Source organism: Pseudomonas sp. zfem004 (genome assembly GCF_032621715.1).
Taxonomy (GTDB): Bacteria; Pseudomonadota; Gammaproteobacteria; order Pseudomonadales; family Pseudomonadaceae; genus Aquipseudomonas; species Aquipseudomonas sichuanensis.
On record NZ_JAVYJF010000005.1, the window covers coordinates 159,919 to 184,436 of the forward strand.

Below are 24,518 nucleotides of genomic sequence, written 5' to 3' on the forward strand. Positions count from 1 at the left end.
CTTATCCGGTGAAGGGGAGGGTCAGTACCAGCAGCACCTGCACGGCCAGGCACAGGGCCTGGCGGCGCAGCAGGGCCAGGGCGGCCTGGCTGCGTGCTGGCCAGTCGCGGTTGTCGCTGGTGCTGGGTTTGAGGCGTAGTTCATGCAGGGCACGGTCCAGGGCCTGGGTATCGGCGGGCAGGTCGCTGCTGGTGGCCAAGTGGGTGAACAGCTCGGCATCCAGGGCGACACGTATCGCCCAGTACTTGTGGGCCAGGCCGATGAGCAGCAGCACCACGCACAGTGCGTGGGCCGGTGAAGGCAGCGCCAGGCCGAACAGCGGCGCCAGGCTGCAGGCGATGGCCAGCAGGCTGATGCCATCCGACAAGCGTTCCAGCTGACGCCCGCGGGCGAGCAGGCTGGCGACGACGCGCAGGTTCATGGCCGGGCCTCCAGTTGCTGCAACGCACGACGATGGGCGCTGTGCAGGACCACTCTGGGGCGTGCCTTGCGGATCAGCATTTCGGCCTGGCTGGCATCGCTGCAGCGGCCGCTGATGATCAGCCAGGCAGCTACTGCGCTGGCGCTGCGCGAATAGCCCAGGGCGCAACAGACCAGCACCGGGCCCTGCTGGCGCAGGTGTTCGATGGCGGCGGCGGCTTGCTGCAGGGTTTGCTGGCTTGGGGCGATCAGGTCCAGGCTTGGCAGGCACTGGTAGTACTGTAGGGCCATCGCGGGGCAAGCCCGCTCCCACGGGCCATTGCCAGGCGCTGCGTGGGAGCGGCGGTGCGCCGCTGCGACTTGCCCCGCGATGGCGTCGGTACAGGTCAGCTCCGCACACAGGTCCACCACCGCCGCAAACGCCGACGCCTCCCCATGCCCCGGCATCCGCCCCAGATACACCCCATCCAGCACTTCATCCGCCTGTGGGTGCTGCCGGGTCCACAACCGTGAGTTGGCCCACGCAGCCAGCAGATAGGGCGCCAGCAACACACTCGCGGCAATCGACAGTCGGCCATCCGCGCCTTTCTGGAAACCGCCCGCACCGAACAGGCCATAGTTCAGCGCCACCAGCAGCAGCGACACAGCCGGCCACAGCAGCCACAAACTGACGTGCCCGATCTTGAAGGCCAGCACCGCCAGCAGCATCGCCCCGAGCCCATAGCGCAACGCCACGCGCCAGCGCTTGGGATCGCGCGCCAGCCGGGCGTGCTGCCAGGGCAGCGGGCCTTGCTGCGGCCACAGCCATAGGCAAACGAAACCGGCCAGCGCGCCGGTTGGCAGGTCGATGAAGTGATGCTGCCAGGTGGTCAGCACCGACACCCCGATCAGCCCCATCCAGCCATGCACCAGCCAACGCCACATGTGCTGCTGCGTGTGCCGGGCGAACATCGTCCAGATGATCACCAGCAGTGCGATATGCAGCGACGGCGCCTGGTTGTAAGGCTTGTCGAAGCCCATCAGCACATCGAACAGCCAACCGAACAGCCCCGACAGTTCCGGGCGCTCGAAGGTGAAACGCAAGGGCCAGAGCAGGAAGCAAGCGACGCTGAGCAATTGCGCGGTCAGCAGCGCCAGCGCGTGCCGGTCCATCTCCCGCCGGCTTTGCGGCAACAGGAACGACAAGCCGTACAACAGGTCGATCGACCAGTACGGGATGATCGTCCATGGCCACAACGGCATGTGCCGCTCCCAGGCGAACACCAGGCTGCCGATATCCTCGCGCCCTGCCGTATAGCTGTTGGCCAGGCCGTAGCTGAGGAAAAAGAACGGGCCGAGCAGCAACAGCCACAGCACGCCACGGCGGATCAGCCCTGCTTCACGGGGCATCAACGCACCCGCTGCGCCAGGCTGACACTGAAAATGCCCCACTCGTCGATGCGCTGGGTGATCTTGCGAAAACCCGCCGCCTCCACCAACTGGTCCATCTCCGCCTGGCTGCGCCGACGCATTACCCAGGCCTGGCCGCCACGGTGGCTAGTCAGCGCCCGGGCGATCATCTCCAGTTGCGGGTGCCAGGGCTGGCCGGTGTATACCAGGTAGCCGCCTTCTTCGACGGCATCGGCCAGCCCCGCCAGCGAGTTGGCCACGGCCTCGTTGCTGGGGAACAGTTCGTACAGGCCGCTGACCACGGCGAGGGTCGGGCGCGGCTCGAGGCCGGCCAGGCTCTGGCGATCGAAGGCGTCGCCCTGGACGAAGCGGGCGATGTCACCCAAGCCCTTTTCGCTGATCAGCGCGTTGCCCTGCTGCACGTTCAGCTCGCTGTAGTCGCGCAGCAGGATCGAGTCGGGCAACTGCTGCAAGCCTTGCAGCGCTTCGAGGATGTAGCGGCCGTGGCCGGCGGCGATATCGACGATGTGCACCGGGCGCTGTTGCTCACGCAGTCGGGCGATGGCCAGGCGCAGCAGTTCCTCGACGTTGAGCTTGCGCTGGCGGATGCCGCGCCAGCCGATGGCGTTGAGGTAGTTCTGGTCGATCATCTCGCCCAGCCGGCCCTTGCCGGTGGGCCGGTTGCGGTAGACGTAGTCGAGGGTGGAGCCTGAGTCGAAGCCGGTGTCGAAGCCCAGTTTCACGCCATCTGAAAGGCCCTTGCCCAGTTGCAGGCCGGCGCGGGTGGCGCGCCAGTACAGGTCGCGCGGCGAGTTGCGCGGCAGCGGCGCGGCCAGGCTTTCGGCCTCGGCGCAGCTGGCGCCGGTCTTGTCGGCATCGAGCAGTGACGGCACGGGGGCGGGGTTATCGAAGCAATGCTCGACGAAGCGCTTGATCCGCGCCAGGGCATGGGCGCGGTCCCGTTCGCCGAGGGTGTCGTGGAAGAAGCCGGGCAGAATGTGCAGCTCTTTGCGCGCACTGCCCAGCCGCTCGAAGAAACGCTCCTGCGGGGCGCGCTCGACCACGAAGTCCGAGCCCGAGACCAGCAGTTGCGTCGGCACCTGGATCGCCTGGGCATCGGCCACCACGCGATCGGCGGCGTCGTACAGGCCGAGCAGCATGGTCACCGAGATCGGCCGGCTGATCAGCGGGTCGGCCACGTAGGACATGACCCGCTCCGGGTCGTGGGTGAGCAGGCGCGGCTTGACGTAGCTGTTGACGAAGAAATTGCCGCGCAGGGCTTTCATCAGCTTCAGCCCGGGGCGGGCGAAGGGTACATAGAGCTTGACCTTGAACGCGGGCGAGGCCAGCACCAGGCAACGCACCTTGGGCGCGTAGTCATGGGCCCAGGTGGCGATCAGCACCGCACCGACGCTCTGCGCCAGCACCACCAGGTCGGGTTCGGCGATGCCGTGTTGCGCCTGGATATGCTCGATGAAGGTCTGCACGTCGCGCACGCTGGTGGCGAAGCTCGGGCTGTCGCCGCGCGCGCCTGGCGACTGGCCATGGCCACGGGCGTCCCAGGCGAAAACGTCATAGCCGGGTAGGTCCAGTTCGTCGGCCAGGTGCGCCAGGCGCCCGCCGTGCTCGTGGCCACGGTGGAACATCACCAAGGCCCGGCGCGGCTGGTGTTCGTTGCGCGTGGCGGGCCAGTGACGGTAGTGCAGCTCGACGCCGTCATGGGTGGAAAAATGCAGCGATTGCGCTTGGCGCATGGCGAATATCCTTGTCCGGCAGCGGGGGCTCAGCGGGTTTCGGCCAGGCCCTGGCGAACCCGGTTGTACAGGGTATAGAGCGAGAGCAGCAGGATGACCAGCAGCAAGCCGTTGATCCAGGTTGCGCTCAGCAGCCCGAAGGCCACCCCGGTGCCCAGCACGCCGAAGGCGAAGGCCCGGTCGCTCTTGCCCATCGGCCCGTCGTAGCGCCGCGACGCGCCAGCCAGCGGGCCCATCACCCCGGCGTACTCGCTGATGACCGCGAGCAGCACCACCAGCACCACCAGCGCCGGCGACACGCCGGCCAGCAGGGCGAAGGGCAGGTACAGCGCGGCATCGGCGATCACGTCGCACAGCTCGTTGAGGTAGGCACCCAGCTTCGATTGCTGGCCGAACTCCCGGGCGAGCATGCCGTCGACCGCATTCAGCGCCATGCGCAGCAGCATCCACACCGGCACCAGGATGAACAGCCACGCCACCTGGGGCAGCCAGGCCAGCAGCAGGCCGATGAGCACGGAGATTGCGCCAGCGGCGACGGTGACCTGGTTGGCGGTGACGCCACGCTCGAACAGGCGTTGGACGGTCGGGCGCAGCAGCGCCTGGAAGCGGGGTTTGAGCTGGTAGATCGATGGCACGTGGAACTCCCTGTCGTGGTGCGGCGATGCGGCAATTGTGAATAAGGCGCGTGGGCGGCGGCAAGTTGAAAGCGCCCATCTGTGAAGTGCATCAGGCCTACGAAACAGGGGGAATGCGCCGCTTGTCGCCTATTGTGTGCATGGTGTGTATTTGGCTTGGTTAAAACCCATAGTGGTGTGTACGCTACACATCACCTGCCAAAGGACGGATGCATGCGCAGCAGGGACGTGATCCAGCTTATCGAAGCCGACGGCTGGTACGAGGTGGAAGTGAAAGGAAGTCACCATCAATTCAGGCATCCGTACAAGCGAGGCAGGGTTACGGTTCCTCATCCCAAGAGCGATCTGCCCAGGGGTACCGTACACAGCATTTTGAAACAGGCGGGCCTCAAATGAGACCGCTTGTGTTGAGCGCACAGGATCACTGGAGACAGACCATGAAATTCCCCGTTGTACTGCATAAGGATGAGGGCACTGACTACGGTGTGATCGTGCCCGACGTACCTGGTTGTTTCTCGGCTGGCGCCACTGTTTCCCAGGCGCTGGAGAATGTGCAGGAAGCCCTGGCCCTGCATTTCGAAGGCCTGGTGGCCGACGGCGAGGCGTTGCCGCAGGCCGAGGAGGTGGATGTGCATGTGGCCAACCCTGATTACGCCGGGGGCGTCTGGGCGGTGGTGGACTTCGATGTGACCCCGTACCTGGGCAAGGCGGTGCGCTTTAACGCCACGCTGCCGGAGAACCTGCTGCAGCGCATCGACGAAAAGGTAAAACGCGATCATCGTTACGCCTCGCGCTCTGGCTTCCTCGCCTCGGCCGCGCTGCGTGAGCTGGCGGTCGCCTTCCGCTAGCCCTCGGGTTTGGCACGGCCCTTGTAGGAGTGGCCTTGCGCCGCGAAAGGGCCGCAAAGCGGCCCCAGCGTTACCACATAGATTGCCGGGGCCGCTGCGCAGCCCTATCGCGGCACAAGGCCGCTCCTACAGGTCGTCAGCAAATGCTCGACGAGCGCCGCCGTATAGCCTGGCAGCGCGGCAAAATCCCGGGCGCACACCTGCAATTGCCGGTTCGCCCACGCCTCCTGCAGCGCCACCCAGTGCAGGGGCAACACCCCCTCCCAGCGCCGTACCGAGGCCAATGGCACCACCCCCACGCCAGCCCCGCCAGCGACCATGCGGATCACCCCATCGAACCCCTCGGCGCGTACCCGCACCAGCATCCTGCGCCCCAGGCGCAGTGCCTGTTCCTCAAGGTGCAAGGCCAGTGCGCTGTTCGGGCCCAACCCGACATGCCCGTATGCAAGGCTTTGCACAAAGTCGGGCTCGGCCGCATCGGCCAGCGCATGCCCCACCGGCATCACCAGCACCAGCGGATCGTCGCGAAACGCTCGCGTCTGCAGATGCCCGCAGGGCGCAGCGGTTGAGACGATGCCCAGGTCGGCCATGCCTTGGGTAATGGCCTGGACGATGCGCAGGCTTGGCTGTTCCTGCACGTCGATGCTCACCCCCGGGTACTCGACCAGATACTGTGCCAGCAACTCGGGCAGGTACTCGGTCAGCGCTGCGGTGTTGCACAACAGGCGCACCTGGCCCTGCTGGCCCCTGGCGTACTGTGCCAGGTCGAATTGCAATCGCTCCACCTGCGCGGTGATCAGCCGCGCGTGCTGCTGCAGAGCCTGGCCGGCGGGCGTCGGCTGTACGCCGCGGCGATTGCGTTCGAGCAACGGGATGCCGAGCGAGGCTTCCATGGCGCGGATGCGTGCACTGGCGGCCGGTAGCGACAGGTGGCTACGGCGTGCGCCGGCGGTGATGTTGCCGCACTCCAGGGTGTGCTGGAACAGCGCAAGGTCGGTCAGGTCGAAATGCATCAGCCTCTGTCCTGGCAAAAGTCTGGCTGAGTATATGGCGAATTTTCAGGCGCGCGCCGGCAGGTCAGCATGGCGCCATGAATACCTTTCTTTCGTTCTATCAAAATATTGGCCCGGCATTGACGCTGCTGGTGATGCTCACCTTCCTGATGGCCGGGGCGGTCAAAGGGGTCATCGGCCTGGGGTTGCCGACCATCGCCATGGGCCTGCTTGGCCTGGCTATGCCACCGGCGCAGGCTGCGGCGCTGCTGATCGTGCCCTCGACGCTGACAAACCTGTGGCAACTCGCGGCAGGCGGGCATCTGCGGGCGTTGATGCGGCGCTTGGGCGGGCTGCTGTTGCTGATCTTCGTCGGCACCTTGCTGGGCAGTCGCTGGCTGGGGATCGACAGTGGCCCCTGGGCTGCCCACGCCTTGGGTGGTGCGCTGCTGGTGTATGCCCTGTATGGCCTGATCGGGCCGGACCTGCGCCTGGCGCGGCAGCACGAGCGCTGGCTGGGCCCGCTGTGCGGGCTGGTGACGGGGGTGGTCACGGCAGCCACCGGGGTGTTCGTGATGCCCGCCGTGCCCTACCTGCAGAGCCTCGGCCTGAGCCGCGACGAGATGGTCCAGGCCCTGGGCCTGTCGTTCACCGTATCGACCCTGGCGCTGGCCATTGGCCTGGCCGGCCAGGAGGTACTGGACGGCCAGGCGCTGGGCGCCTCATTGCTGGTGCTGGCCCCGGCGTTGCTGGGCATGTTCGCCGGTACCTGGCTGCGCAGCCGTATCAGTGCAGCGCTGTTCAAACGCTGCTTCTTCATCGGCCTGGCGCTGCTCGGCGGGCACCTGCTGATCAACGGTTAGCGGAGGAGGCACTGAGCATTTCGATCATCTGGAAATCGAAGTCGCGCTCCAGGTACTTCATGCGGTTTTCAAAGAACTCCGCCATGTGCGGCAGGGCCGAGTGCACGTCCAGTGCTGCCTTGTCTGCCCACACCTCGAAGAACACGAACAGGCTCGGGTCTTCCTTGTCGCGCAGCATGTGGTACTCGATGCAGCCCGGCTCCTGGCGGCTCGGCTCCACGTAGGGGTGGAACAATTGCTCGAAGGCATCGGACATGTCCGGGCGGGTCTTGGCTTGGAGGATGAAGGCGATCTGCTCGCTCATGATGAGGCCTCTGTGGATGAGAAAGTGAGCAGATTCTAAGGCAATAATTGCCTGCCAATTCGTGATTTGCAGGCAAATGTATTTTGCCGTGCCCCGGCTTTATCTGCCGCCCGCGCCTGCCTAATCTGCCGCCATCCAATTGACCCGGTCGCCGATACCGACCCTTCGAGGCACACCATGAAAAACATTCTTCTGCTCAACGGCGGCAAGCAATTCGCCCATTCCGACGGTCGCCTGAACCAGACCCTGCACGACGCCGCCCTGGCCTACCTGGACCGCGCCGGTTTCAACCTGAAGCAGACCTTCATCGATGGCGGTTACGACGCCCGTGAAGAGGTCGAAAAATTCCTCTGGGCCGATGTGATCATCTACCAGATGCCCGGCTGGTGGATGGGCGCCCCCTGGACCGTGAAGCAGTACGTCGACGAGGTGTTCACCGCAGGCCACGGCAGCCTGTATGCCAGCGATGGCCGCACCCGCTCGGACGCTTCGCAGAAGTACGGCAGCGGCGGGCTGATCCACGGCAAGCAGTACATGCTGTCGCTGACCTGGAACGCACCCCAGCAGGCGTTCGATGACCCGGCTGACTTCTTCGAAGGCAAGGGCGTGGACGCGGTGTACTTCCCGTTCCACAAGGCCAACCAGTTCCTCGGCATGACCGGGCTGCCGACCTTTTTGGCGGTGGATGTGATGAAGCGGCCGGATGTGCCGGCGGCACTGGCGGCGTATGAGCAGCATCTGCAAGCGGTGTTCGGCAAGGCCGAGTGAGTGGTGCCAGATCGCGGGGCAAGCCCGCTCCCACGCTAGATCGTGGGAGCGGGCTTGCCCCGCGATGGTTTTGCAGGCTTGCACGCTTGCCGCCCAAACGCTATCTATCAAAGCGATCCCCCACCAAGGCCAGCTCAGCGTGAAAACCCGCTCCGAAGAACTCCAGGTATTCGTCGCCGTCATCGACTGCGGTTCGATCTCCGCCGCTGCCGAGCAGATCGGCCAGACCCCGTCGGCGGTCAGTCGCACCTTGTCGCGCCTGGAGGGCAAGCTGGGTACCACGCTGGTCAACCGCACCACCCGGCGCATGGACCTGACCGAGGAAGGGCGCTTCTTCCTCGAACGTTCGCGGCAGATCCTCGAGCAGATGGACGACATGGAAGAGCGCCTGTCGATGCACCGCCAGACCCCGTCCGGGCGGCTGCGCATCAATGCTGCCGGGCCGTTCATGCTGCACGCGATCCTGCCCTGGATCAGCGAGTTCCGACAGCAGTATCCCGGTATCGAACTGGAACTGAACACCGACGACCTGATCATCGACCTGCTGGAGCAGAGCACCGACGTCGCCATCCGCATCGGTGAGCTGGCCGACTCCAGCCTGCATGCCCGGGCGCTGGGCTGCAGCCCGGTACAGGTGCTCGCCAGCCCTGCGTACCTGGCCCGGCACGGCACCCCGCAGAGCGTCGAGGACCTCGCCGAGCATTGCCTGCTCGGTTTCAGTGCCCCCGAGTCGCTCAACCAGTGGCCGCTGCGCCACGCCCAGGGCGAGCGCTGGGCGATCCGCCCGCAGTTGCTCGCGTCCAGCGGCGAGACCTTGCGCCAGTTGGCCATCGCCGGGGAAGGCATCGTCAGCCTGTCGCACTTCATGACCCACGAAGACATCCGCGCCGGCCGCCTGCAGGTGCTGCTGGCCGAGCACAATAGCGGCTATCGCCAGCCGATCCATGCGGTCTACTACCGCAACACCCAGCTGGCCCTGCGCATTCAGTGCTTCCTCGATTTCATCCAGGCCAAGCTGGCGGCGTACGCCTGCGCAGTTGCCTGAATGCGACAACTGCTGCCCGTCGGCGGCGGAAATTTCCTACGGTGTTTGCTTAGTCGGAGCGCTTCGGCCTTAATGACTGATCAACAAAAACAACACCAAGGAAGTGCCCATGCGTCTTGTCATGTTCCAGCCGTTGGCCCTCGGGGCCGCGATCCTGAGCTGTTCCTCCGCTTTTGCCGTGACGCTGGAAGGCGGCGCGGTGGCTGCGCCTGATCAATATGGCGCACAGGTAGCCGCCGATATCCTCAAGAAGGGCGGCAACGCGGTGGACGCCGCCGTCGCCACGGCCTTCACCCTCGCCGTCACCTACCCCGAGGCCGGCAACATCGGCGGCGGTGGCTTCATGACCCTGTTCGTCGACGGCAAACCCTACTTCCTCGACTACCGCGAAGTGGCCCCCAAGGCCGCCACCAAGACCATGTACCTGGATGACAAGGGTGAGGTGATCGAGAACCTGAGCCTGGTCGGCGTGCGCGCAGCCGGCGTGCCAGGCACGGTGATGGGCCTGTGGGAGGCGCATCAGAAGTTCGGCAAGCTCAAGTGGAGCGAGCTGCTCACCCCCGCCATCGGCTATGCCAAGAACGGCTTCAAGATTGCCCAAAAGCAGTACCAGTACCGCGACGACGCCCAGGGCCTGTTCAAGACCGCCACCAATTTCAATGACTACTTCGGCAGCATGAAGGTGGGCGAGCTGTTCAAGCAGCCGGAGCTGGCTCAGACCCTGGAACGCATCGCCGACAAAGGCGTCAGCGAGTTCTACCAGGGCAAGACCGCCGACCTGCTGGTGGCGCAGATGCAGGCCGACAAGGGCCTGATCACCAAGGATGACCTCAAGGACTACAAGGCGCTGTGGCGCAATCCGATGGCCATCGACTGGCGCGGCAACGTGGTCTACACCGCGCCACCGCCGAGCTCTGGCGGCGTCGCCCTGGCCCAGCTGCTGGGTATCAAGGAAGACCGTGCGGCCGACTTCAAGGGCGTCGAGCACAACTCGGCCAAGTACATCCACCTGCTGGCCGAAATCGAGAAGCGCGTGTTCGCCGACCGCGCCGACTACCTGGGTGACCCGGCCTTTACCCAGGTGCCGGTGGACAAGCTGGTCGCCAAGGACTACCTGGCCAAGCGCGCAGCGCAGGTCAACCCGAACGCGATCTCCGCGACCGACAAGGTCAAGCCGGGCCTGGAACCGCACCAGACCACGCACTTCTCCATCGTCGACAAGCAGGGCAACGCGGTGAGCAACACCTACACCCTCAACCTCGACTACGGCAGCGGCGTGGTGGTGAAGGGCGCAGGCTTCCTGCTCAACGACGAGATGGATGACTTCAGCGCCAAACCCGGCGCGGCCAACGCCTTCGGCGTGGTGGGCGGTGACGCCAACGCCATCGCCCCGGGCAAGCGCATGCTCTCGTCCATGAGCCCGACCCTGGTGACCCGTGACGGCAAGGTGGTGCTGGTGGTGGGCACGCCGGGCGGTTCGCGGATCTTCACCTCGATCTTCCAGGTGATGAACAACCTGTATGACTACAACATGCCGCTGGAGAAATCGGTGGCGGCGCAGCGGGTGCATCACCAGCTGCTGCCCAAGGACACCATCTACTTCGACAGCTATGCGCCGCTCACCGGTAAGGTGGCCGATGACCTGAGGAAGATGGGGTATGTGCTGGAAGATCAGGGCTGGGAGATGGGCGACATCCAGGCGATCCGGGTGACCGGGGAGAAGCTGGAGACCGCTTCCGACCCGCGTGGGCGGGGCGTGGGGATGATCGTCAAATAGGGCAGGGTTGAAATGATCGCGGGGCAAGCCCGCTCCCACAGGTCGTGGGAGCGGGCTTGCCCCGCGATGCTTTTGTGGGTCAGACGCGGAACTGGCTGACCAGCGTCTGCAGGTGACCCCCCAGGCGCGCCAGCTCGACGCTGGAGGCCGCGGTTTCATCACTGGCCGCAGCGGTCTGCTCCGACACATCACGCACATTCAGGATGCTGCGGCTGATCTCTTCGGCCACGGCGCTCTGCTGCTCGGCGGCAGCGGCGATCTGCTGGTTCATCGACTGGATGTTCGACACCGTGCGGGTGATGTTCTCCAGCGAACCACCGGCCTTGCGCGCCAGTTCCACACTGCTGTCGGTCAGGCTGCGGCTGCCGTTCATCGCTTCGGCGACTTGCTGGGTACCGTGCTGCAGGCTGGCGATCAGGCCTTCGATTTCTTCGGTCGACTGCTGGGTGCGCTGGGCCAGGCCGCGCACCTCGTCGGCGACCACCGCAAAGCCACGCCCGGCTTCACCGGCACGGGCCGCTTCGATGGCGGCGTTCAGGGCCAGCAGGTTGGTCTGCTCGGCCACCGACTTGATCACATCCATCACGCTGCCGATCTTCTGGCTTTCCTGCTGGAGCAGGGTCATGGCGTCGGTGGAGCGTTTGACTTCCTGGGCCAGGCGTTCGATCTGGCTGATCGCCTCACCCACCACTTTGTCGCCGCCGCGGGCTTCGCCGTCGGCATTGGTCGCGGCAAAGGCCGCTTGTTCGGCATTGCGCGCCACTTCCTGCACGGTGGCGGCCATTTCGTGCATGGCGGTGGCCACCTGGTCGGTCTCGACCTTCTGGCTGTTGGCACCGGCGCTGGTCTGCTCGGTCACCGCCGACAGCTCTTCTGCAGCGCTGGCGATCTGGGTGACGCCGTCGCGGATACCGGTGATCAGTTCACGCAAGGTGGTGCCCATGCGGCCGATGCCCTGTTGCAGCACGCCGAGCTCGTCGCGACGGGTCACGCGCAGGTTCTGGGTGAGGTCGCCGCCGGCGATCTGCTCCACGGCCTGCAGGGTTTCGCGCAGCGGGCGGGTGATCTGACGGGTGATGATCACTGCCGCCAGCACGCCGACCAGCAGTGCCAGCAGCGTGGCGGAGATCTGCAGGCTGCGGGCCTGGGCGCTTTCGACGTCGCGGCGCTCAAGCTGGATCTGGTACAGCGCGTCGCTGCGTTTGACGATGTCGGCGCCCTGCACGGTCATTTCGGCGCGGGCGGTGGCGATGCTGGCCACGGCGTCGCGGAACTGGCGCACGGCGTCACGGTAGCTCAACACCGATTGCTCGAACTGGCCAATGCGCGTGGCTTCGTTGGGCAGCTGGCCCTTGAGGTTGTCGGCTTCGGCCAGTGCGGCATCCAGCTGACGCAGGGCGGCCTGCTCGTTGGCGGCGCTGTTGTCGGCGATGTAGCCACGCACGTCGATGCGCACCTGCAACAGTTGCTGGCGCGCCTTGCTGATCAGCTGGTACTGGGTAAGCCGCACGCTGTCGCTCTCGGCGCGTGCCATGACGTCCTGGCTCAGGGTGTCCATGGCTTCGTCGGCCCTGACGGCCGAGGCGGTCATCACTTCACGGGCGGCCAGCGAGTTCTTGTAGCCGGCGCGCATCTTGTTCAGCGAGACCTTGTATTCGCTGATGGTCTGGCCCAGCTCACGCAGCAGCTTGACGTTCTCGGGGCTCTTGAAGGTGCTGGCCAGGTATTCCTGCTGCTTGCTGAACGCGTCCAACTTGGCCTGGGTGTTGGCCGCCGCGGCGTCGTCGCCGTTGGCGATCATGTATTGCAGGCGGGCGATGCGCAGGTCGGTCAGGTCTTTGTTGAGCTGGCCGATGTCGCCCATCCAGTTGCTGCGGTCGATCAGGCTGCCCAGGCTGTTCCAGCCGGTCAGGGCCAGCAGGCCGGTCAGTACCAGCACCAGGCCGAAGCCCAGGCCGAGTTTGAGGTTGACGCTGATGTTGGCGAACCAGCTGTTCATGCACGCTCTCCCAGAAAATGATTTCGCTCACTTGATCTCAATCGCTGGGCGTTATTGTTTTGGGAGCCCTGCTGATTCGTGCAGGAGTTATCGGCAGGGCAGGGGGAAGCTGAAACGCTTTTTCAGCAGATTTGTAACTGGCTGAAAACGTTTGCGTTTTTTCAAAAAAAACATCGCGGGGCAAGCCCGCTCCCAAGCAGATTCGAGCGTGGGAGCGGGCTTGCCCCGCGATAGTTAAAGGCTACGGCTGGAGAAGGTATCGCACTGGTTCACGTCACCACTGCCGAAGCCGGCCTTGAACCAGCGCACCCGCTGCTGCGAGGTGCCATGGGTGAACGAGTCGGGTACCACACGCCCCTGGCCCTGTTGCTGCAGGCGGTCGTCGCCGATGGCATTGGCGGCGTTCAGGGCTTCTTCCACGTCCCCCGGCTCCAGCCAGTTCAAGCGCTTTTGCGCCTGGTAGGCCCAGACGCCGGCCAGGCAGTCGGCCTGCAGCTCCTGGCGCACCAGCAAGCCATTGTCGCCTTCCAGGCGCTGGCCGCTGCGGCGCGCGGCGTCGACCTTGGCCGAGACCCCGAGCAGGGTCTGCACGTGATGGCCGATTTCATGGGCGATCACATAGGCCTGGGCGAAGTCGCCGGCGGCGGCGAAGCGGGTTTCCATTTCGCGGAAGAAGCTCATGTCCAGGTACACGCGCTGGTCGGCCGGGCAGTAGAACGGCCCGACCGCCGCCGAGGCGAAACCGCAGGCCGAGTTGACCTGGCCGCTGAACAGCACCAGTTTCGGGTCGCGGTACTGTTTGCCAGCCTGGGCGAACAAGGCTTTCCAGGTGTCTTCGGTGTCGCCGAGGATCGAGGCGACGAACGCCGCCTGCTCGTCGTTGGCCGGTGGTGCCTTGCTGCCGACATTGGCCGGGGCGGTTTGTTGCTGCTGGTCCATCTGCCCGGCCAGCTGGCCGAGGATCTGCAGCGGGTCCTGCCCGGTGAGCCAGCCGATGCCGACGATCAACAGGATGGCGCCGAGCCCCAGGCCCTTGCCGCCGCCGAAACGCATGCCGCCGCCACCGCCACCTTCGCCGCGGGCATCGACCACGTTGTCGCTGCGTCGGCCTTTTCGCCATTCCATGTGCTGCTCTCCACTTTTTGAAACATGAAGTCAAAAGATTAGTTCAGCGCCGCGCTGGCCGTTGAGCTAAGCGCAGACACATAACCAAATGGTTATGCCTATGACCGCTGAATTCAATATTCATCCCCTCGTACCTGCCGGAAACTGCAAGTCCGCCTGCCACGCCCAGGCGACTTCATAATTCCAAAAGAGGTAACCGGCATGCCTGCCCAGGACACCAGCCGTTTCGTGATCCGTGATCGCAACTGGCACCCCAAGGCCTTCACCCCCGACTACAAGACTTCGATCGCCCGCTCGCCGCGCCAGGCGTTGGTGAGCATCCCGCAGTCGATCAGCGAAAGCACCGGCCCGGACTTTTCCCACCTGCGCTTCGGCGAGCATGACCACGACCTGCTGCTGAACTTCAACAACGGTGGCCTGCCGATCGGCGAGCGCATCATCGTCGCCGGCCGCGTAGTCGACCAGTACGGCAAACCGGTGCCCAACACCCTGGTGGAAATGTGGCAGGCCAACGCCGGTGGCCGCTACCGGCACAAGAACGACCGCTACCTGGCGCCGCTGGACCCCAACTTCGGCGGCGTCGGCCGTTGCCTGACCGACCGCGACGGCTACTACAGCTTCCGCACCATCAAGCCCGGCCCATACCCATGGCGCAACGGCCCCAACGACTGGCGCCCGGCGCATATCCACTTCTCCGTCAGCGGCCCGTCGATCGCCACCAAGCTGATCACCCAGCTGTATTTCGAGGGTGACCCGCTGATCCCGATGTGCCCGATCGTCAAGTCGATCGCCAACCCGGATGCGGTCGAGCGGCTGATCGCCAGGCTCGACATGAGCCACGCCAATCCCATGGATTGCCTGGCCTATCGCTTTGACATCGTCCTGCGCGGCCAGCGCCAGACCCACTTCGAAAACCGCTGAGGAGCACCGTCATGCCTATCGAACTGCTGCCGGAAACCCCCTCGCAGACCGCCGGCCCCTACGTGCACATCGGCCTGGCCCTGGAAGCGGCCGGCAACCCGACCCGCGACCAGGAAATCTGGAACCGCCTGGCCAAGGCCGAGGCCCCGGGTGAGCACATCCTGCTGATCGGCCAGGTGTACGACGGCAATGGCCACCTGGTGCGCGATTCGTTCCTGGAAATCTGGCAGGCCGACGCCAACGGCCAGTATCAGGACGACTACAACCAGGAGAACGTCTTCAACAGCTTCGGCCGCACCGCCACCACCTTCGATGCCGGTGAATGGACCCTGCACACGGTCAAGCCGGGTGTGGTGAACAACGCTGCGGGCGTGCCGATGGCGCCGCACATCAACATCAGCCTGTTTGCCCGCGGTATCAATATTCACCTGCACACGCGGTTGTATTTCGATGACGAGAGCGAGGCGAACGCCAAGTGCCCGGTGCTCAACCTGATCGAGCAGCCGCAACGGCGCGAGACGCTGATTGCCAGGCGCTGCGAAGTGGAGGGGAAGACGGCGTATCGCTTCGATATCCGTATTCAGGGGGAAGGGGAGACGGTGTTCTTCGACTTCTGACCTGAGCAACGCATCGCGGGGCAAGCCCGCTCCCACAGGCCTTGTGCAAGGCTTTCGTGGGAGCGGGCTTGCCCCGCGATGGTTTCAGCGCCGAACCAGCAGGACGCCGCTTTCCATGTGATGGGTATACGGGAACTGGTCGAACAGCGCACAGCGTTCGATGCGGTGGGTGTCCTGCAACTGGGCGATGTTCTGCGCCAGGGTCTCGGGGTTGCACGAGATGTACAGGATGCGCTCGAAGCGCCGGGTCAGCTCGCAGGTGTCCGGGTCCATGCCGGCGCGCGGCGGGTCGACGAACACGGTGCCGAACGCGTAGCTTTTCAGGTCGATCCCTTCCAGCCGGCGGAACGGGCGCACCTCGTTCAGTGCCTGGGTCAGCTCCTCGGCCGACAGGCGCACCAGGCGCACGTTGTCCACGCCATTCTCGTCGAGGTTGTGCAGCGCGGCGTTGACCGAGGTCTTGCTGATCTCGGTGGCCAGCACCTGGCGGGCACGGGTGGCCAGCGGCAGGGTGAAGTTGCCGTTGCCGCAGTACAGCTCCAGCAGGTCGTCGTCGCGCTCGCCCATGGCCTCGAAGGCCCAGCCGAGCATCTTCTGGTTCACCGCGCCATTGGGCTGGGTGAACGCGCCTTCGGGCTGGCGATAGCTGAAGGTGCGGCCGGCGATGTCCAGTTTCTCTACCGCGTAGTCACGGCCGATCACCAGGCGCTTGCCCTTGGAGCGGCCGATGACGCTGACATTCAGCTCGGCGGCCAACTGCTGCGCAGCGGCTTCCCAGGCGTCGTCCAGCGGGCGGTGGTAGCACAGGGTGACCATGGCATCGCCGGCCAGGGTGGTGAGGAACTCCACCTGGAACAGGCGGTTGTTCAGCGCCTCGTTGCCCTGCCAGGCGGCCTTCAGGCGTGGCATCAGTTCGTTGATGCGCTGGCTGGCGATGGGGAAGTCGTCGATCAGGATCGCCTTGTGCTTCTCGCCCGGGGCGAACATCGCGTAATGGCGCTGGCCGTCCTCGCGCCACAGGCGAAACTCCGCGCGCAGGCGGTAGTGCTCGCGCGGCGAGTCGAACACCGCAGGCTCGGGCGCCCCGAACGGCGCCAGCAGCTCGCGCAGGCGGGCGACCTTGGCCGCCAGCTGCGCGTCGTATTGCGTAGGGTCGAAAACGGCACTCATGCGTTGAACCAGCCCAGCTTGATGACAAACAGAATGGACAGGATCACCAGCGCCGGGTTCAGGTCGTGGCGACGGCCGGACAGCAGCTTGATGGCGGTCCAGGCGATGAAGCCGAAGGCGATGCCGTTGGCGATCGAGTAGGTCAGCGGCATGGCCAGGGCGGTGACCACCACCGGCGCGGCTTCGGTGACGTCATCCCAGTTGATCTCGGCCAGGCCCGAGGCCATCAGCACGGCGACGAACAGCAGCGCCGGGGCGGTGGCGAAGGCGGGCACGCTGCCGGCCAACGGGGCGAAGAACAGCGCCAGCAGGAACAGCACGGCAACCACGATGGCGGTCAGGCCGGTGCGGCCACCGGCACTGACGCCGGCGGCGGATTCGATGTAGCTGGTGGTGGTCGAGGTGCCCAGCAGCGAGCCGGCCATGGCGGCGGTGCTGTCGGCGATCAGGGCGCGGCCCATCTTCGGCATGTGGCCGTCCTTGCCCATCAGGCCGGCGCGCTTGGCCACGCCGATCAGGGTGCCGGAGTTGTCGAACAGGTCGACGAACAGGAAGGCGAAGATCACGCTGATCAGGCCGACGTCCAGGGCGCCCTTGATGTCCAGCTGCAGGAAGGTCGGCGCCAGCGACGGCGGCATCGATACCAAGCCACCGAATGGGGTGACGCCCATGGCGATCGAAGCCACGGTCACGGCGAGGATGCCGATCAGCACCGCGCCACGCACTTTCATGGCCTCGAGGGCGACGATCAGGAAGAAGCCCAGGGTGGCGAGGATCGGCGCTGGCTGCTTGAGGTCGCCCAGGCCTACCAGGGTGGCCTGGTTATCGACGACGATGCCGGCGTTATGCAGGGCGATCAGCGCCAGGAACAGGCCGATACCGGCGGCAATCGCCGAGCGCAGCGGCAGCGGGATGCTGTTCACGATCCATTCGCGGATGCGGAAGATCGACAGCAGGAAGAACAGCACGGCGGACAGGAACACTGCACCCAGCGCCACCTGCCAGGTGTGGCCCATGTGCAGGACCACGGTGTAGGTGAAGAAGGCGTTCAGGCCCATGCCCGGCGCCAGGGCGATCGGGTAGTTGGCGATGATGCCCATGGTCACCGAGCCGATGGCCGCGGCCAGGCAGGTGGCGACGAAGATCGCGCCCTTGTCCATGCCGGTCTCGCCGAGGATGCTCGGGTTGACGAACAGGATGTAGGCCATGGCCAGGAAGGTGGTGACGCCCGCGAGAATCTCGGTGCGCACGTTGGTGTTGTGTGCCTTTAGTTGAAACAGCCTTTCCAGCATGCCTGCTCCCAGGGCGCCTCGCGCCGTGAATGTATCGTCCCCAACAGCAAAGCACAGACCGTACCGGATGCCGTGGTTTTGCGTGGGGGGCAAAAAAGCCGCGCATCATACCAGCAAGGGGGGCGGGGGCCTATGGCCATTGGGGAGAGGCCTTTCTGTCGCCTGTGCAGTACCTGTGGGAGCGGGCTTGCCCCGCGATTTCGTCGGCTCGTGAGGAGGGGCGCAATCGCGGGGCAAGCCCGCTCCCACGGAGGATCAGCCGTTATGCAAACGGTCGCGATGGGTCAGGGTCGGGAACAGTTTCATCCACACCCCGGTCACCACCAGCGTGCCCACACCCCCGAGCACCACCGCCGGCACTGTGCCAAACCAGTGCGCGGTAAGCCCCGATTCGAACTCGCCGAGTTGGTTCGAGGCGCCGATGAACAGCCCGTTCACCGCACTCACCCGGCCGCGCATTTCATCCGGGGTCTCCAACTGCACGAAGGCGCCACGGATGACCATGCTGATCATGTCGGCCGCGCCCAGCACCACCAGTACCGCCAGGGAGAACCAGAACGAGGTGCTCAAGCCGAAGGCGATGGTCGCCACGCCGAACACCCCCACCGCCGTGAACATGACCAGGCCCACCTTGCGTTCCACCGGGAAGCGCGCCAGCCACAGCGACATCAGCAGCGCGCCCACCGCCGGGGCCGAGCGCAGCAGGCCCAGGCCCCAGGCGCCAGTGAGCAGGATGTCCTTGGCGAACACCGGCAGCAGCGCGGTGGCACCACCCAGCAGCACGGCGAACAGGTCCAGCGAGATGGCGCCGAGGATGTCCGGGCGGCTGCGGATGAAGCGGATGCCGGCCAGCAGCGACTCAAGGCTGGCGCGGCCTTGCTGGAGGGGTTGCTGGCGGGCGTCGAGGCTGAGCATGAGCAGGCAGGCGATCACGTACAGGGCCACGGTCGGGGCATACACCCAGATACTGCCGAAGGCATACAGGAAACCGCCCACCGCCGGGGCGACGATGGTCGCTGTCTGGGTCGCCGAGGCCGACGCCGCCACCGCCCGCGGGAACAGCCCCGGCGGCACCACGTTGGGCAGCAGCGCCTGGGTGGCCGGCATTTCGAACGAGCGGGTGGCGCCCAGCAGGAAGGCCAGCACGAAGATCAGCTCGCGGCTGACGCTGTCCGTGGCACTGCCAAGGGCCAATGCCAGGGCGATCAGTGCCTGCAAGGTCTGGCACAGGGCGGCGACCTTGCGCCGGTCATAGCGGTCGGCAACGTGTCCGGTGTGCAGCATGAACAGCACGCGCGGGGCAAATTCCACCAGCCCGACCAGGCCCAGATCGAGCACGTTGCCCGTCAACTGGTAGAGGTGCCAGCCGATGGCCACGGTGAGCATCTGGAAGCCGCTGGCGGTGAAAACGCGGGCCAGCCAGAAGGCCATGAATGGGCGGTGATGACGCAGCAATTGCGGGGCGGAGTCGGACATCGGCAGGCCTGTAACCTCGGCAATAGAGGGGTCTGCAGAGTAGCATCTGCTTGTAACAAATAGTTGCTGAATGTCGAGATGGACAGTTTTTCAGCGCCTGGAAAAGGGGGTGGGACAACGGGTCACGCGGCAATCAACCACACATCTTGTGACTTGATTCGGGACTATGCTTCCAGACATTCGTTGACCTGGATCAATCGTTCCAGATGCAACGAATTTGGCCCTCGGGCCGGAATCCCTGCGATCGAACAGAACAATTCCAACGAGCCGCACTCGATCACTGTGGGGGCAGTGGGCGACAAGGGCCACAAGCCTGGACGCCGGATTATCTGAAGAGGAAGCACCATGTTCGGATTAGAAGCCCTAGAGCTCGCCCGAATCCAGTTTGCCTTTACCGTGTCCTTTCACATTCTGTTCCCGGCCATCACCATTGGCCTGGCGAGCTACCTGGCGGTTCTCGAAGGCCTTTGGCTCAAGACCGGCAACAACACCTACCGTGACCTCTACCACTTCTGGTCGAAGATCTTCGCCGTCAACTTTGGCATGGGCGTGGTCTCCGGCCTGGTCATGGCCTACCAGTTCGGCACCAACTGGAGCCAGTTCTCCGACTTCGCAGGTTCCATCACTGGCCCCCTGCTGACCTACGAGGTGCTGACGGCCTTCTTCCTCGAGGCCGGTTTCCTTGGCGTCATGCTGTTCGGCTGGAACCGTGTCGGCCGCGGCCTGCACTTCTTCGCCACCTGCATGGTGGCGCTCGGCACCTTGGTCTCGACCTTCTGGATCCTGGCGTCCAACAGCTGGATGCAGACCCCCCAGGGCTATGAGATCGTCAATGGCCAGGTGATCCCGGTGGACTGGTTCGCGGTAATCTTCAACCCGTCCTTCCCCTACCGCCTGATGCACATGGCCACTGCTGCGTTCGTTGCCACGGCGTTCTTCGTCGGCGCCTCGGCGGCCTGGCACCTGTTGCGTGGCCGGGATAACCCGGCGGTGCGCAAGATGCTGTCGATGGCGATGTGGATGGCGCTGGTCGTTGCGCCGATCCAGGCGGTGATCGGTGACTTCCACGGCCTCAACACCCTCAAGCACCAGCCGGTGAAGATCGCGGCCATCGAGGGCCATTGGGAAAACAAACCTGGTGAACCGACGCCGCTTATCCTGTTCGGCATCCCGGACATGCAAGCCGAAACCACCCGCTTCAAAGTCGAGATCCCGGCCCTGGGCAGCCTGATTCTTACCCACAGCCTGGACAAGCAAGTCCCGGCAATGAAGGAGTTCCCGCCCGAAGATCGCCCCAACTCGACCATCGTGTTCTGGTCGTTCCGGGTCATGGTCGGCCTGGGCATGCTGATGATCCTGGTTGGCCTGTGGAGCGTGTGGCTGCGCAAGCGCGGCACCCTGTACAGCTCGCGGCCGTTCCTCTACCTGACCCTGTGGATGGGCCCGTCGGGGCTGATCGCCATTCTCGCTGGCTGGTTCACCACCGAGATCGGTCGCCAGCCATGGGTGGTCTACGGGCTGATGCGCACCGCCGACGGTGTGTCCAACCACAGTTATGCCCAGCTCGGTTTCACCCTGGTGATGTTCGTGGTGGTGTACTTCGCCCTGTTCGGCACTGGCATCGGCTACATGATGCGGCTGGTGCGCAAAGGGCCGAAAACCGGCGAAGGCGAGGAGCACACCCCGGGTGGGCCTGGCCAGCAACGTACGCCGGCGCGGCCACTGTCCGCCGCCGATGATGGCCATGAGGCCACCTCCACCCGCCTGAGCGAGGGGAACTGAGATGGGTATCGATCTTCCGCTGATCTGGGCCGTGATCATCATCTTCGGCGTGATGATGTACGTGGTGATGGACGGCTTCGACCTTGGCATCGGCATGCTCTTCCCGTTCGTCCAGGACGAGCGTGACCGTGATGTGATGATGAACACCGTCGCCCCGGTATGGGACGGCAACGAAACCTGGCTGGTGCTGGGGGGCGCGGCACTGTTCGGCGCCTTCCCGTTGGCCTATTCGGTGGTGCTGGAGGCGCTGTACCTGCCGCTGATCCTGATGCTGGTGGGGCTGATCTTCCGCGGCGTGGCCTTCGAGTTCCGCTTCAAGGCGCGGGCCAACAAGCGGCATATCTGGGACAAGGCGTTCATCTGGGGCTCGCTGGTGGCCACCTTCTTCCAGGGCGTGGCCCTGGGCGCCTTCATCGAAGGCTTCAAGGTGGTCGACCGCAAGTTCGTCGGCGGCTACCTGGACTGGCTGACACCGTTCACCCTGTTCTCTGGCCTGGGCCTGATCGTCGCCTACACCCTGCTGGGCTGTACCTGGCTGATCATGAAAACCGAAGGGCCGCTGCAGCAGAAGATGCACGACATGGCGCGGCCTCTGGCGTTGGTGCTGCTGGCGGTGATCGGTATCGTCAGCCTGTGGACACCGATCGCCTATCCGCAGATCGCCGACCGCTGGTTCAGCATGCCTAACCTGGTGTGGTTCATGCCGGTACCGCTGCTGGTGCTGGTGACCTTCTACGGGCTGCTGCGCGCGGTGGCACGCAACGCGCACTACACGCCGTTCCTGCTCACCCTGGTGCTGATCTTCCTTGGCTACAGCGGATTGGGGATCAGCCTGTGGCCCAACATCATTCCGCCGTCGATCAGCATCTGGGATGCCGCCGCACCGCCGCAGAGTCAGGGCTTCATGCTGGTGGGCACGCTGTTCATCCTGCCGTTCATCCTCGGGTACACCTACTGGAGCTACTACGTGTTCCGCGGCAAGGTGACCCACGACGATGGCTATCACTAGGAGCGCGCCATGATGGATGTCGAACAGAAGAAACCGTTGTGGCAACGCCTGGGCTGGCTGGTGCTGATCTGGGCGCTGAGTGTCGCGGCGCTTGGGGTGTTCGCCTACGGGATGCGGATGTTCATGAGTGCGGCGGGTTTGAGCACGCACTGAGCCTGCATCGAAACGTCTTTTTGTAGGAGCGGCCTCGTGCCGCGAAAGGGCCGCAGCGCGGCCCCAGGATTTCAGCGTCAAAGCAGAAATCGCCGGGGCTGCTGCGCAGCCCTTTCCGGCCGGTCCGGCGCCCCGGCAAGGCCGCTCCTACAATGGACGTGCCAGCCCGTTTAGTGGGTCTGGATTACTTGCGGGCCTTGAGCACCACGAACTTCGGCGTCGCCGCCACTTGCTCCACACCTCTGAACAACCGCGCCAGCTTGCTGTGGTAGCCCAGGTGCCGGTTACCGACGATGTACAACGCTCCCCCCACCTCCAGCGCCTCCCGTGCCTGCTGGAACATGCGCCAGGCGAGGAAGTCGCCGACCACCTGCTGCTGGTGGAACGGCGGGTTGCACAGCACCACGTCCAGCGACTGCTTCGCCAGCCCCGCCAGGCCATCCGCCGCCTGAATGGCTACTTCACGGTCGCCCAGCGCGGCCTGCCAGTTGTCACGGGCCGATTGCACCGCCATGTACGACTCGTCCACCAGGGTGTAATGCGCGTCAGGGTTGGCCAAGGCGCTGGCGATGGCCAGTACGCCGTTGCCGCAGCCCAGGTCTGCCACCCGGGCGCGGCCCAGGTCGCGTGGCAGGTGCGGCAGGAAGGCACGGGTGCCGATGTCCAGGCCTTCGCGGCAGAACACGTTGGCGTGGTTGACCAGCTCCAGTGCCGGCGCGTCGAGGCGGTAGCGGCTAGGGTAGGGGGACTGAGCGAGCGGGCGTTCGGCGAGGGTGGCGGTGAGCAGGCGCGCCTTCTTCTGCGCCAGCGAGGCCTGGACCGGGCCGATGTATTTTTCCATCAGGTCACCGGCCGCACGCGGCAGGTGCTTGATCATGGCGCCGGCGATCACCTGGGCGCCGGGGGCCAGGTGGCCCTGCAGGCGGATCAGTTGTTCTTCGAGCAGGGCCAGGGTTTTCGGTACGCGCACCAGCACGCGATCGAACGGCCCTTGCCAGTGCTGGTTGGCGGGTACGAAAGGCACGGCATCGAACGGCTTGCCGTTACCTGCCAGGTTCTTCTCCAGCGCCATGCGCGCCAGGTGCGAGTCGCCGCTGCTGGTGACGTCCAAGGTGCCGGCCAGGCTGGCGGCCAGGGCGCCGAAGCTGTCGTTGAGCACCAGCACCCGGCAGCCTGCGGCCGGTGCTTGTGCCGCCAGGTGCTCCAGCAGGTACTGGTCGGCGGCATCGAAAGCCAGCAGCGGGTCGTTGGCCTGTTCCGGCTGGCGAATCAGGTCGAGGTCGGCGAAGGGGCTGTTGAACAGGGGCATGAAGTACGGCTCGGCGCGAATCTGGCCGTCGCGGTGCGCGACGTGCTTGAGGTGGGCGATTCTACAGGGCTTTGCGCTTCGAGGGGGTTACAGCAGGCCTTGGCGGAACACATTGACGATGGCTGCCACCTTGTTGCTGGTGTTGGTCTTGGCGATCACGCTGCGGATGTGGAAGTTCACGGTGCTGGGGGATAGCGAGAGTATCTTGGCGACATCCTCGGCGATCTTGCCCTCCGATGACCATTTCATCACTTCCAGCTCACGCTTGCTCAGCGGCGCATAGTGCGCCTCGCTGGCCATATGCTGTTCGCTCACTGCGGTATGCAGCAACTGGCACAACCACATGATCTGTGCGCCGTTTTCATAGAGTTCGATGGGGCGGATCTGGCCGTCTGGCCGGGCGACACTCAGCTGGCTCTCGTTGTGCAACTGATCGAACAGCGACTGCGTCCAGCCATGGCGCAGGCCGTGGGCACAGGCCGACTCGCGCAGCTGCGGCAGCTCTTTGAACAGCTCGTCGTTCCACAACAGCGGCAGGGTCGTCTTGCGGCATTCGTAGCAAGCCGGGTCGCTGTTCATGAACTCGTGCTGGTAGGTCTGGTGCCACTCGTCCGGGTAGTTGCTGCGAAAATCCACCTTGGGGGCTTTGCCCGCGAAATGCATGTGGGTCGCCAGACTGACGAATTGCATACCGAGATGCTGAACCAGTTCGACTGCCTGGACGAACAATTTGTCGGGGTCGTGCTCCCCCAGCATCTGCTGAAGCTGTTCGCTGTGCCACTGTGACATGGGTGGAGCTCCCTGAAATCCGATGGATCCAATTACCGGATTGCACGGGGCAAGTGTAGGAAAAGTCCTCATGCTGCGCTG

The 24,518-nt window shown here is 65.0% G+C and carries 24 protein-coding genes; 11 read left to right on the plus strand and 13 right to left on the minus strand.

Annotation, left to right across the window (positions count from 1 at the left end; genetic code table 11):
* Position 1: 1 nt before the first annotated feature.
* From RTH46_RS07655 to RTH46_RS07670, 4 genes are read right to left on the minus strand one after another with little or no spacing between them, the layout of a single operon-like run.
* Positions 2-421 carry a hypothetical protein gene (locus tag RTH46_RS07655; RefSeq protein ID WP_316905355.1) on the minus strand — a complete coding sequence of 140 codons (420 nt, stop codon included), beginning with the start codon at positions 419-421 and terminating at the stop codon, positions 2-4.
* Positions 418-1,809, minus strand: a complete 1,392-nt coding sequence (locus RTH46_RS07660; RefSeq protein WP_153788686.1) for a phosphatase PAP2/dual specificity phosphatase family protein — start codon at positions 1,807-1,809, stop codon at positions 418-420. The genes RTH46_RS07655 and RTH46_RS07660 overlap by 4 nt, the downstream gene beginning before the upstream one ends.
* Positions 1,809-3,563 (minus strand): bifunctional alpha/beta hydrolase/class I SAM-dependent methyltransferase, encoded by a 1,755-nt coding sequence (locus RTH46_RS07665; protein ID WP_316905356.1) that lies wholly within the window; start codon positions 3,561-3,563, stop codon positions 1,809-1,811. The genes RTH46_RS07660 and RTH46_RS07665 overlap by 1 nt, the downstream gene beginning before the upstream one ends.
* Before the next feature lie 29 nt (positions 3,564-3,592).
* Positions 3,593-4,198 carry a CDP-alcohol phosphatidyltransferase family protein gene (locus RTH46_RS07670; RefSeq protein ID WP_153788684.1) on the minus strand — a complete coding sequence of 202 codons (606 nt, stop codon included), beginning with the start codon at positions 4,196-4,198 and terminating at the stop codon, positions 3,593-3,595.
* A 213-nt stretch (positions 4,199-4,411) separates the two neighbouring features.
* Between RTH46_RS07670 and RTH46_RS07675 the strand changes: the two genes are divergently transcribed.
* Positions 4,412-4,594: a type II toxin-antitoxin system HicA family toxin gene (locus RTH46_RS07675; protein WP_125465620.1), complete on the plus strand. Its 183-nt coding sequence runs from the start codon at positions 4,412-4,414 to the stop codon at positions 4,592-4,594.
* Between the two features lie 41 nt (positions 4,595-4,635).
* Complete coding sequence (locus RTH46_RS07680; protein ID WP_125860476.1) at positions 4,636-5,046, plus strand: type II toxin-antitoxin system HicB family antitoxin; 411 nt, start codon at positions 4,636-4,638, stop codon at positions 5,044-5,046.
* 104 nt (positions 5,047-5,150) lie between these two features.
* Here the strand turns inward: RTH46_RS07680 and RTH46_RS07685 are convergent, their stop codons facing one another.
* Positions 5,151-6,059, minus strand: coding sequence for a LysR family transcriptional regulator (locus tag RTH46_RS07685; protein WP_153788682.1), 909 nt, complete (start codon positions 6,057-6,059; stop codon positions 5,151-5,153).
* Positions 6,060-6,136: 77 nt separating this feature from the next.
* Between RTH46_RS07685 and RTH46_RS07690 the strand changes: the two genes are divergently transcribed.
* Entirely contained in the window at positions 6,137-6,901 is a 765-nt protein-coding gene (locus RTH46_RS07690; protein WP_316905357.1) for a sulfite exporter TauE/SafE family protein, read from the plus strand.
* On the opposite strand, the gene RTH46_RS07695 is transcribed toward RTH46_RS07690, so the two are convergent.
* Complete coding sequence (locus RTH46_RS07695) at positions 6,891-7,205, minus strand: putative quinol monooxygenase (protein WP_316905358.1); 315 nt, start codon at positions 7,203-7,205, stop codon at positions 6,891-6,893. The genes RTH46_RS07690 and RTH46_RS07695 overlap by 11 nt on opposite strands.
* A gap of 177 nt (positions 7,206-7,382) precedes the next feature.
* On the opposite strand from RTH46_RS07695, the gene RTH46_RS07700 reads away from it, so the two are divergent.
* From RTH46_RS07700 to ggt, 3 genes are all read left to right on the plus strand, one after another.
* Positions 7,383-7,973, plus strand: coding sequence for an NAD(P)H-dependent oxidoreductase (locus RTH46_RS07700; RefSeq protein ID WP_153788679.1), 591 nt, complete (start codon positions 7,383-7,385; stop codon positions 7,971-7,973).
* Between the two features lie 139 nt (positions 7,974-8,112).
* Positions 8,113-9,018: a LysR family transcriptional regulator gene (locus tag RTH46_RS07705; protein ID WP_316905359.1), complete on the plus strand. Its 906-nt coding sequence runs from the start codon at positions 8,113-8,115 to the stop codon at positions 9,016-9,018.
* A gap of 109 nt (positions 9,019-9,127) precedes the next feature.
* Positions 9,128-10,795 (plus strand): gamma-glutamyltransferase, encoded by a 1,668-nt coding sequence (ggt, locus tag RTH46_RS07710; RefSeq protein WP_316905360.1) that lies wholly within the window; start codon positions 9,128-9,130, stop codon positions 10,793-10,795.
* Between the two features lie 79 nt (positions 10,796-10,874).
* Here the strand turns inward: ggt and RTH46_RS07715 are convergent, their stop codons facing one another.
* Positions 10,875-12,794 (minus strand): methyl-accepting chemotaxis protein, encoded by a 1,920-nt coding sequence (locus RTH46_RS07715; protein WP_316905361.1) that lies wholly within the window; start codon positions 12,792-12,794, stop codon positions 10,875-10,877.
* A 234-nt stretch (positions 12,795-13,028) separates the two neighbouring features.
* The gene (locus tag RTH46_RS07720) at positions 13,029-13,919 is read right to left on the minus strand and encodes a neutral zinc metallopeptidase (protein ID WP_125465611.1); all 891 of its coding nucleotides are present in this window, start codon (positions 13,917-13,919) and stop codon (positions 13,029-13,031) included.
* A gap of 201 nt (positions 13,920-14,120) precedes the next feature.
* Here RTH46_RS07720 and pcaH point away from each other — a divergent pair, with 201 nt between their 5' ends.
* Positions 14,121-14,840 carry a protocatechuate 3,4-dioxygenase subunit beta gene (gene pcaH, locus RTH46_RS07725; RefSeq protein WP_110994676.1) on the plus strand — a complete coding sequence of 240 codons (720 nt, stop codon included), beginning with the start codon at positions 14,121-14,123 and terminating at the stop codon, positions 14,838-14,840.
* Between the two features lie 11 nt (positions 14,841-14,851).
* Positions 14,852-15,457 (plus strand): protocatechuate 3,4-dioxygenase subunit alpha, encoded by a 606-nt coding sequence (pcaG, locus tag RTH46_RS07730; RefSeq protein ID WP_153788675.1) that lies wholly within the window; start codon positions 14,852-14,854, stop codon positions 15,455-15,457.
* 84 nt (positions 15,458-15,541) lie between these two features.
* Here pcaG and trmA read toward each other — a convergent pair whose 3' ends face one another.
* The 3 genes from trmA to RTH46_RS07745 form a co-directional block, all read right to left on the minus strand.
* Positions 15,542-16,627: a tRNA (uridine(54)-C5)-methyltransferase TrmA gene (trmA, locus tag RTH46_RS07735; protein WP_153788674.1), complete on the minus strand. Its 1,086-nt coding sequence runs from the start codon at positions 16,625-16,627 to the stop codon at positions 15,542-15,544.
* A complete protein-coding gene (locus tag RTH46_RS07740) occupies positions 16,624-17,919 on the minus strand; it encodes an NCS2 family permease (RefSeq protein WP_316905362.1) in 1,296 nt (431 codons plus the stop codon). Before RTH46_RS07740 ends, trmA begins: the two co-directional genes overlap by 4 nt.
* Positions 17,920-18,174: 255 nt before the next feature.
* The gene (locus RTH46_RS07745) at positions 18,175-19,395 is read right to left on the minus strand and encodes an MFS transporter (protein ID WP_153788672.1); all 1,221 of its coding nucleotides are present in this window, start codon (positions 19,393-19,395) and stop codon (positions 18,175-18,177) included.
* A gap of 345 nt (positions 19,396-19,740) precedes the next feature.
* Between RTH46_RS07745 and RTH46_RS07750 the strand changes: the two genes are divergently transcribed.
* Genes RTH46_RS07750 through RTH46_RS07760 form a run of 3 tightly spaced genes read left to right on the plus strand, consistent with a single transcriptional unit; the run spans position 19,741 to position 22,339 of the window.
* The gene (locus RTH46_RS07750; RefSeq protein WP_153788671.1) at positions 19,741-21,177 is read left to right on the plus strand and encodes a cytochrome ubiquinol oxidase subunit I; all 1,437 of its coding nucleotides are present in this window, start codon (positions 19,741-19,743) and stop codon (positions 21,175-21,177) included.
* A 1-nt stretch (position 21,178) separates the two neighbouring features.
* Positions 21,179-22,186 carry a cytochrome d ubiquinol oxidase subunit II gene (gene cydB, locus RTH46_RS07755; protein ID WP_153788670.1) on the plus strand — a complete coding sequence of 336 codons (1,008 nt, stop codon included), beginning with the start codon at positions 21,179-21,181 and terminating at the stop codon, positions 22,184-22,186.
* Positions 22,187-22,198: 12 nt separating this feature from the next.
* Entirely contained in the window at positions 22,199-22,339 is a 141-nt protein-coding gene (locus RTH46_RS07760) for a DUF2474 domain-containing protein (protein WP_178125879.1), read from the plus strand.
* A 184-nt stretch (positions 22,340-22,523) separates the two neighbouring features.
* On the opposite strand, the gene RTH46_RS07765 is transcribed toward RTH46_RS07760, so the two are convergent.
* Positions 22,524-23,648 (minus strand): methyltransferase, encoded by a 1,125-nt coding sequence (locus tag RTH46_RS07765; RefSeq protein WP_110994684.1) that lies wholly within the window; start codon positions 23,646-23,648, stop codon positions 22,524-22,526.
* Between the two features lie 87 nt (positions 23,649-23,735).
* Entirely contained in the window at positions 23,736-24,437 is a 702-nt protein-coding gene (locus RTH46_RS07770; protein ID WP_316905363.1) for an autoinducer binding domain-containing protein, read from the minus strand.
* Positions 24,438-24,518: the final 81 nt, after the last annotated feature.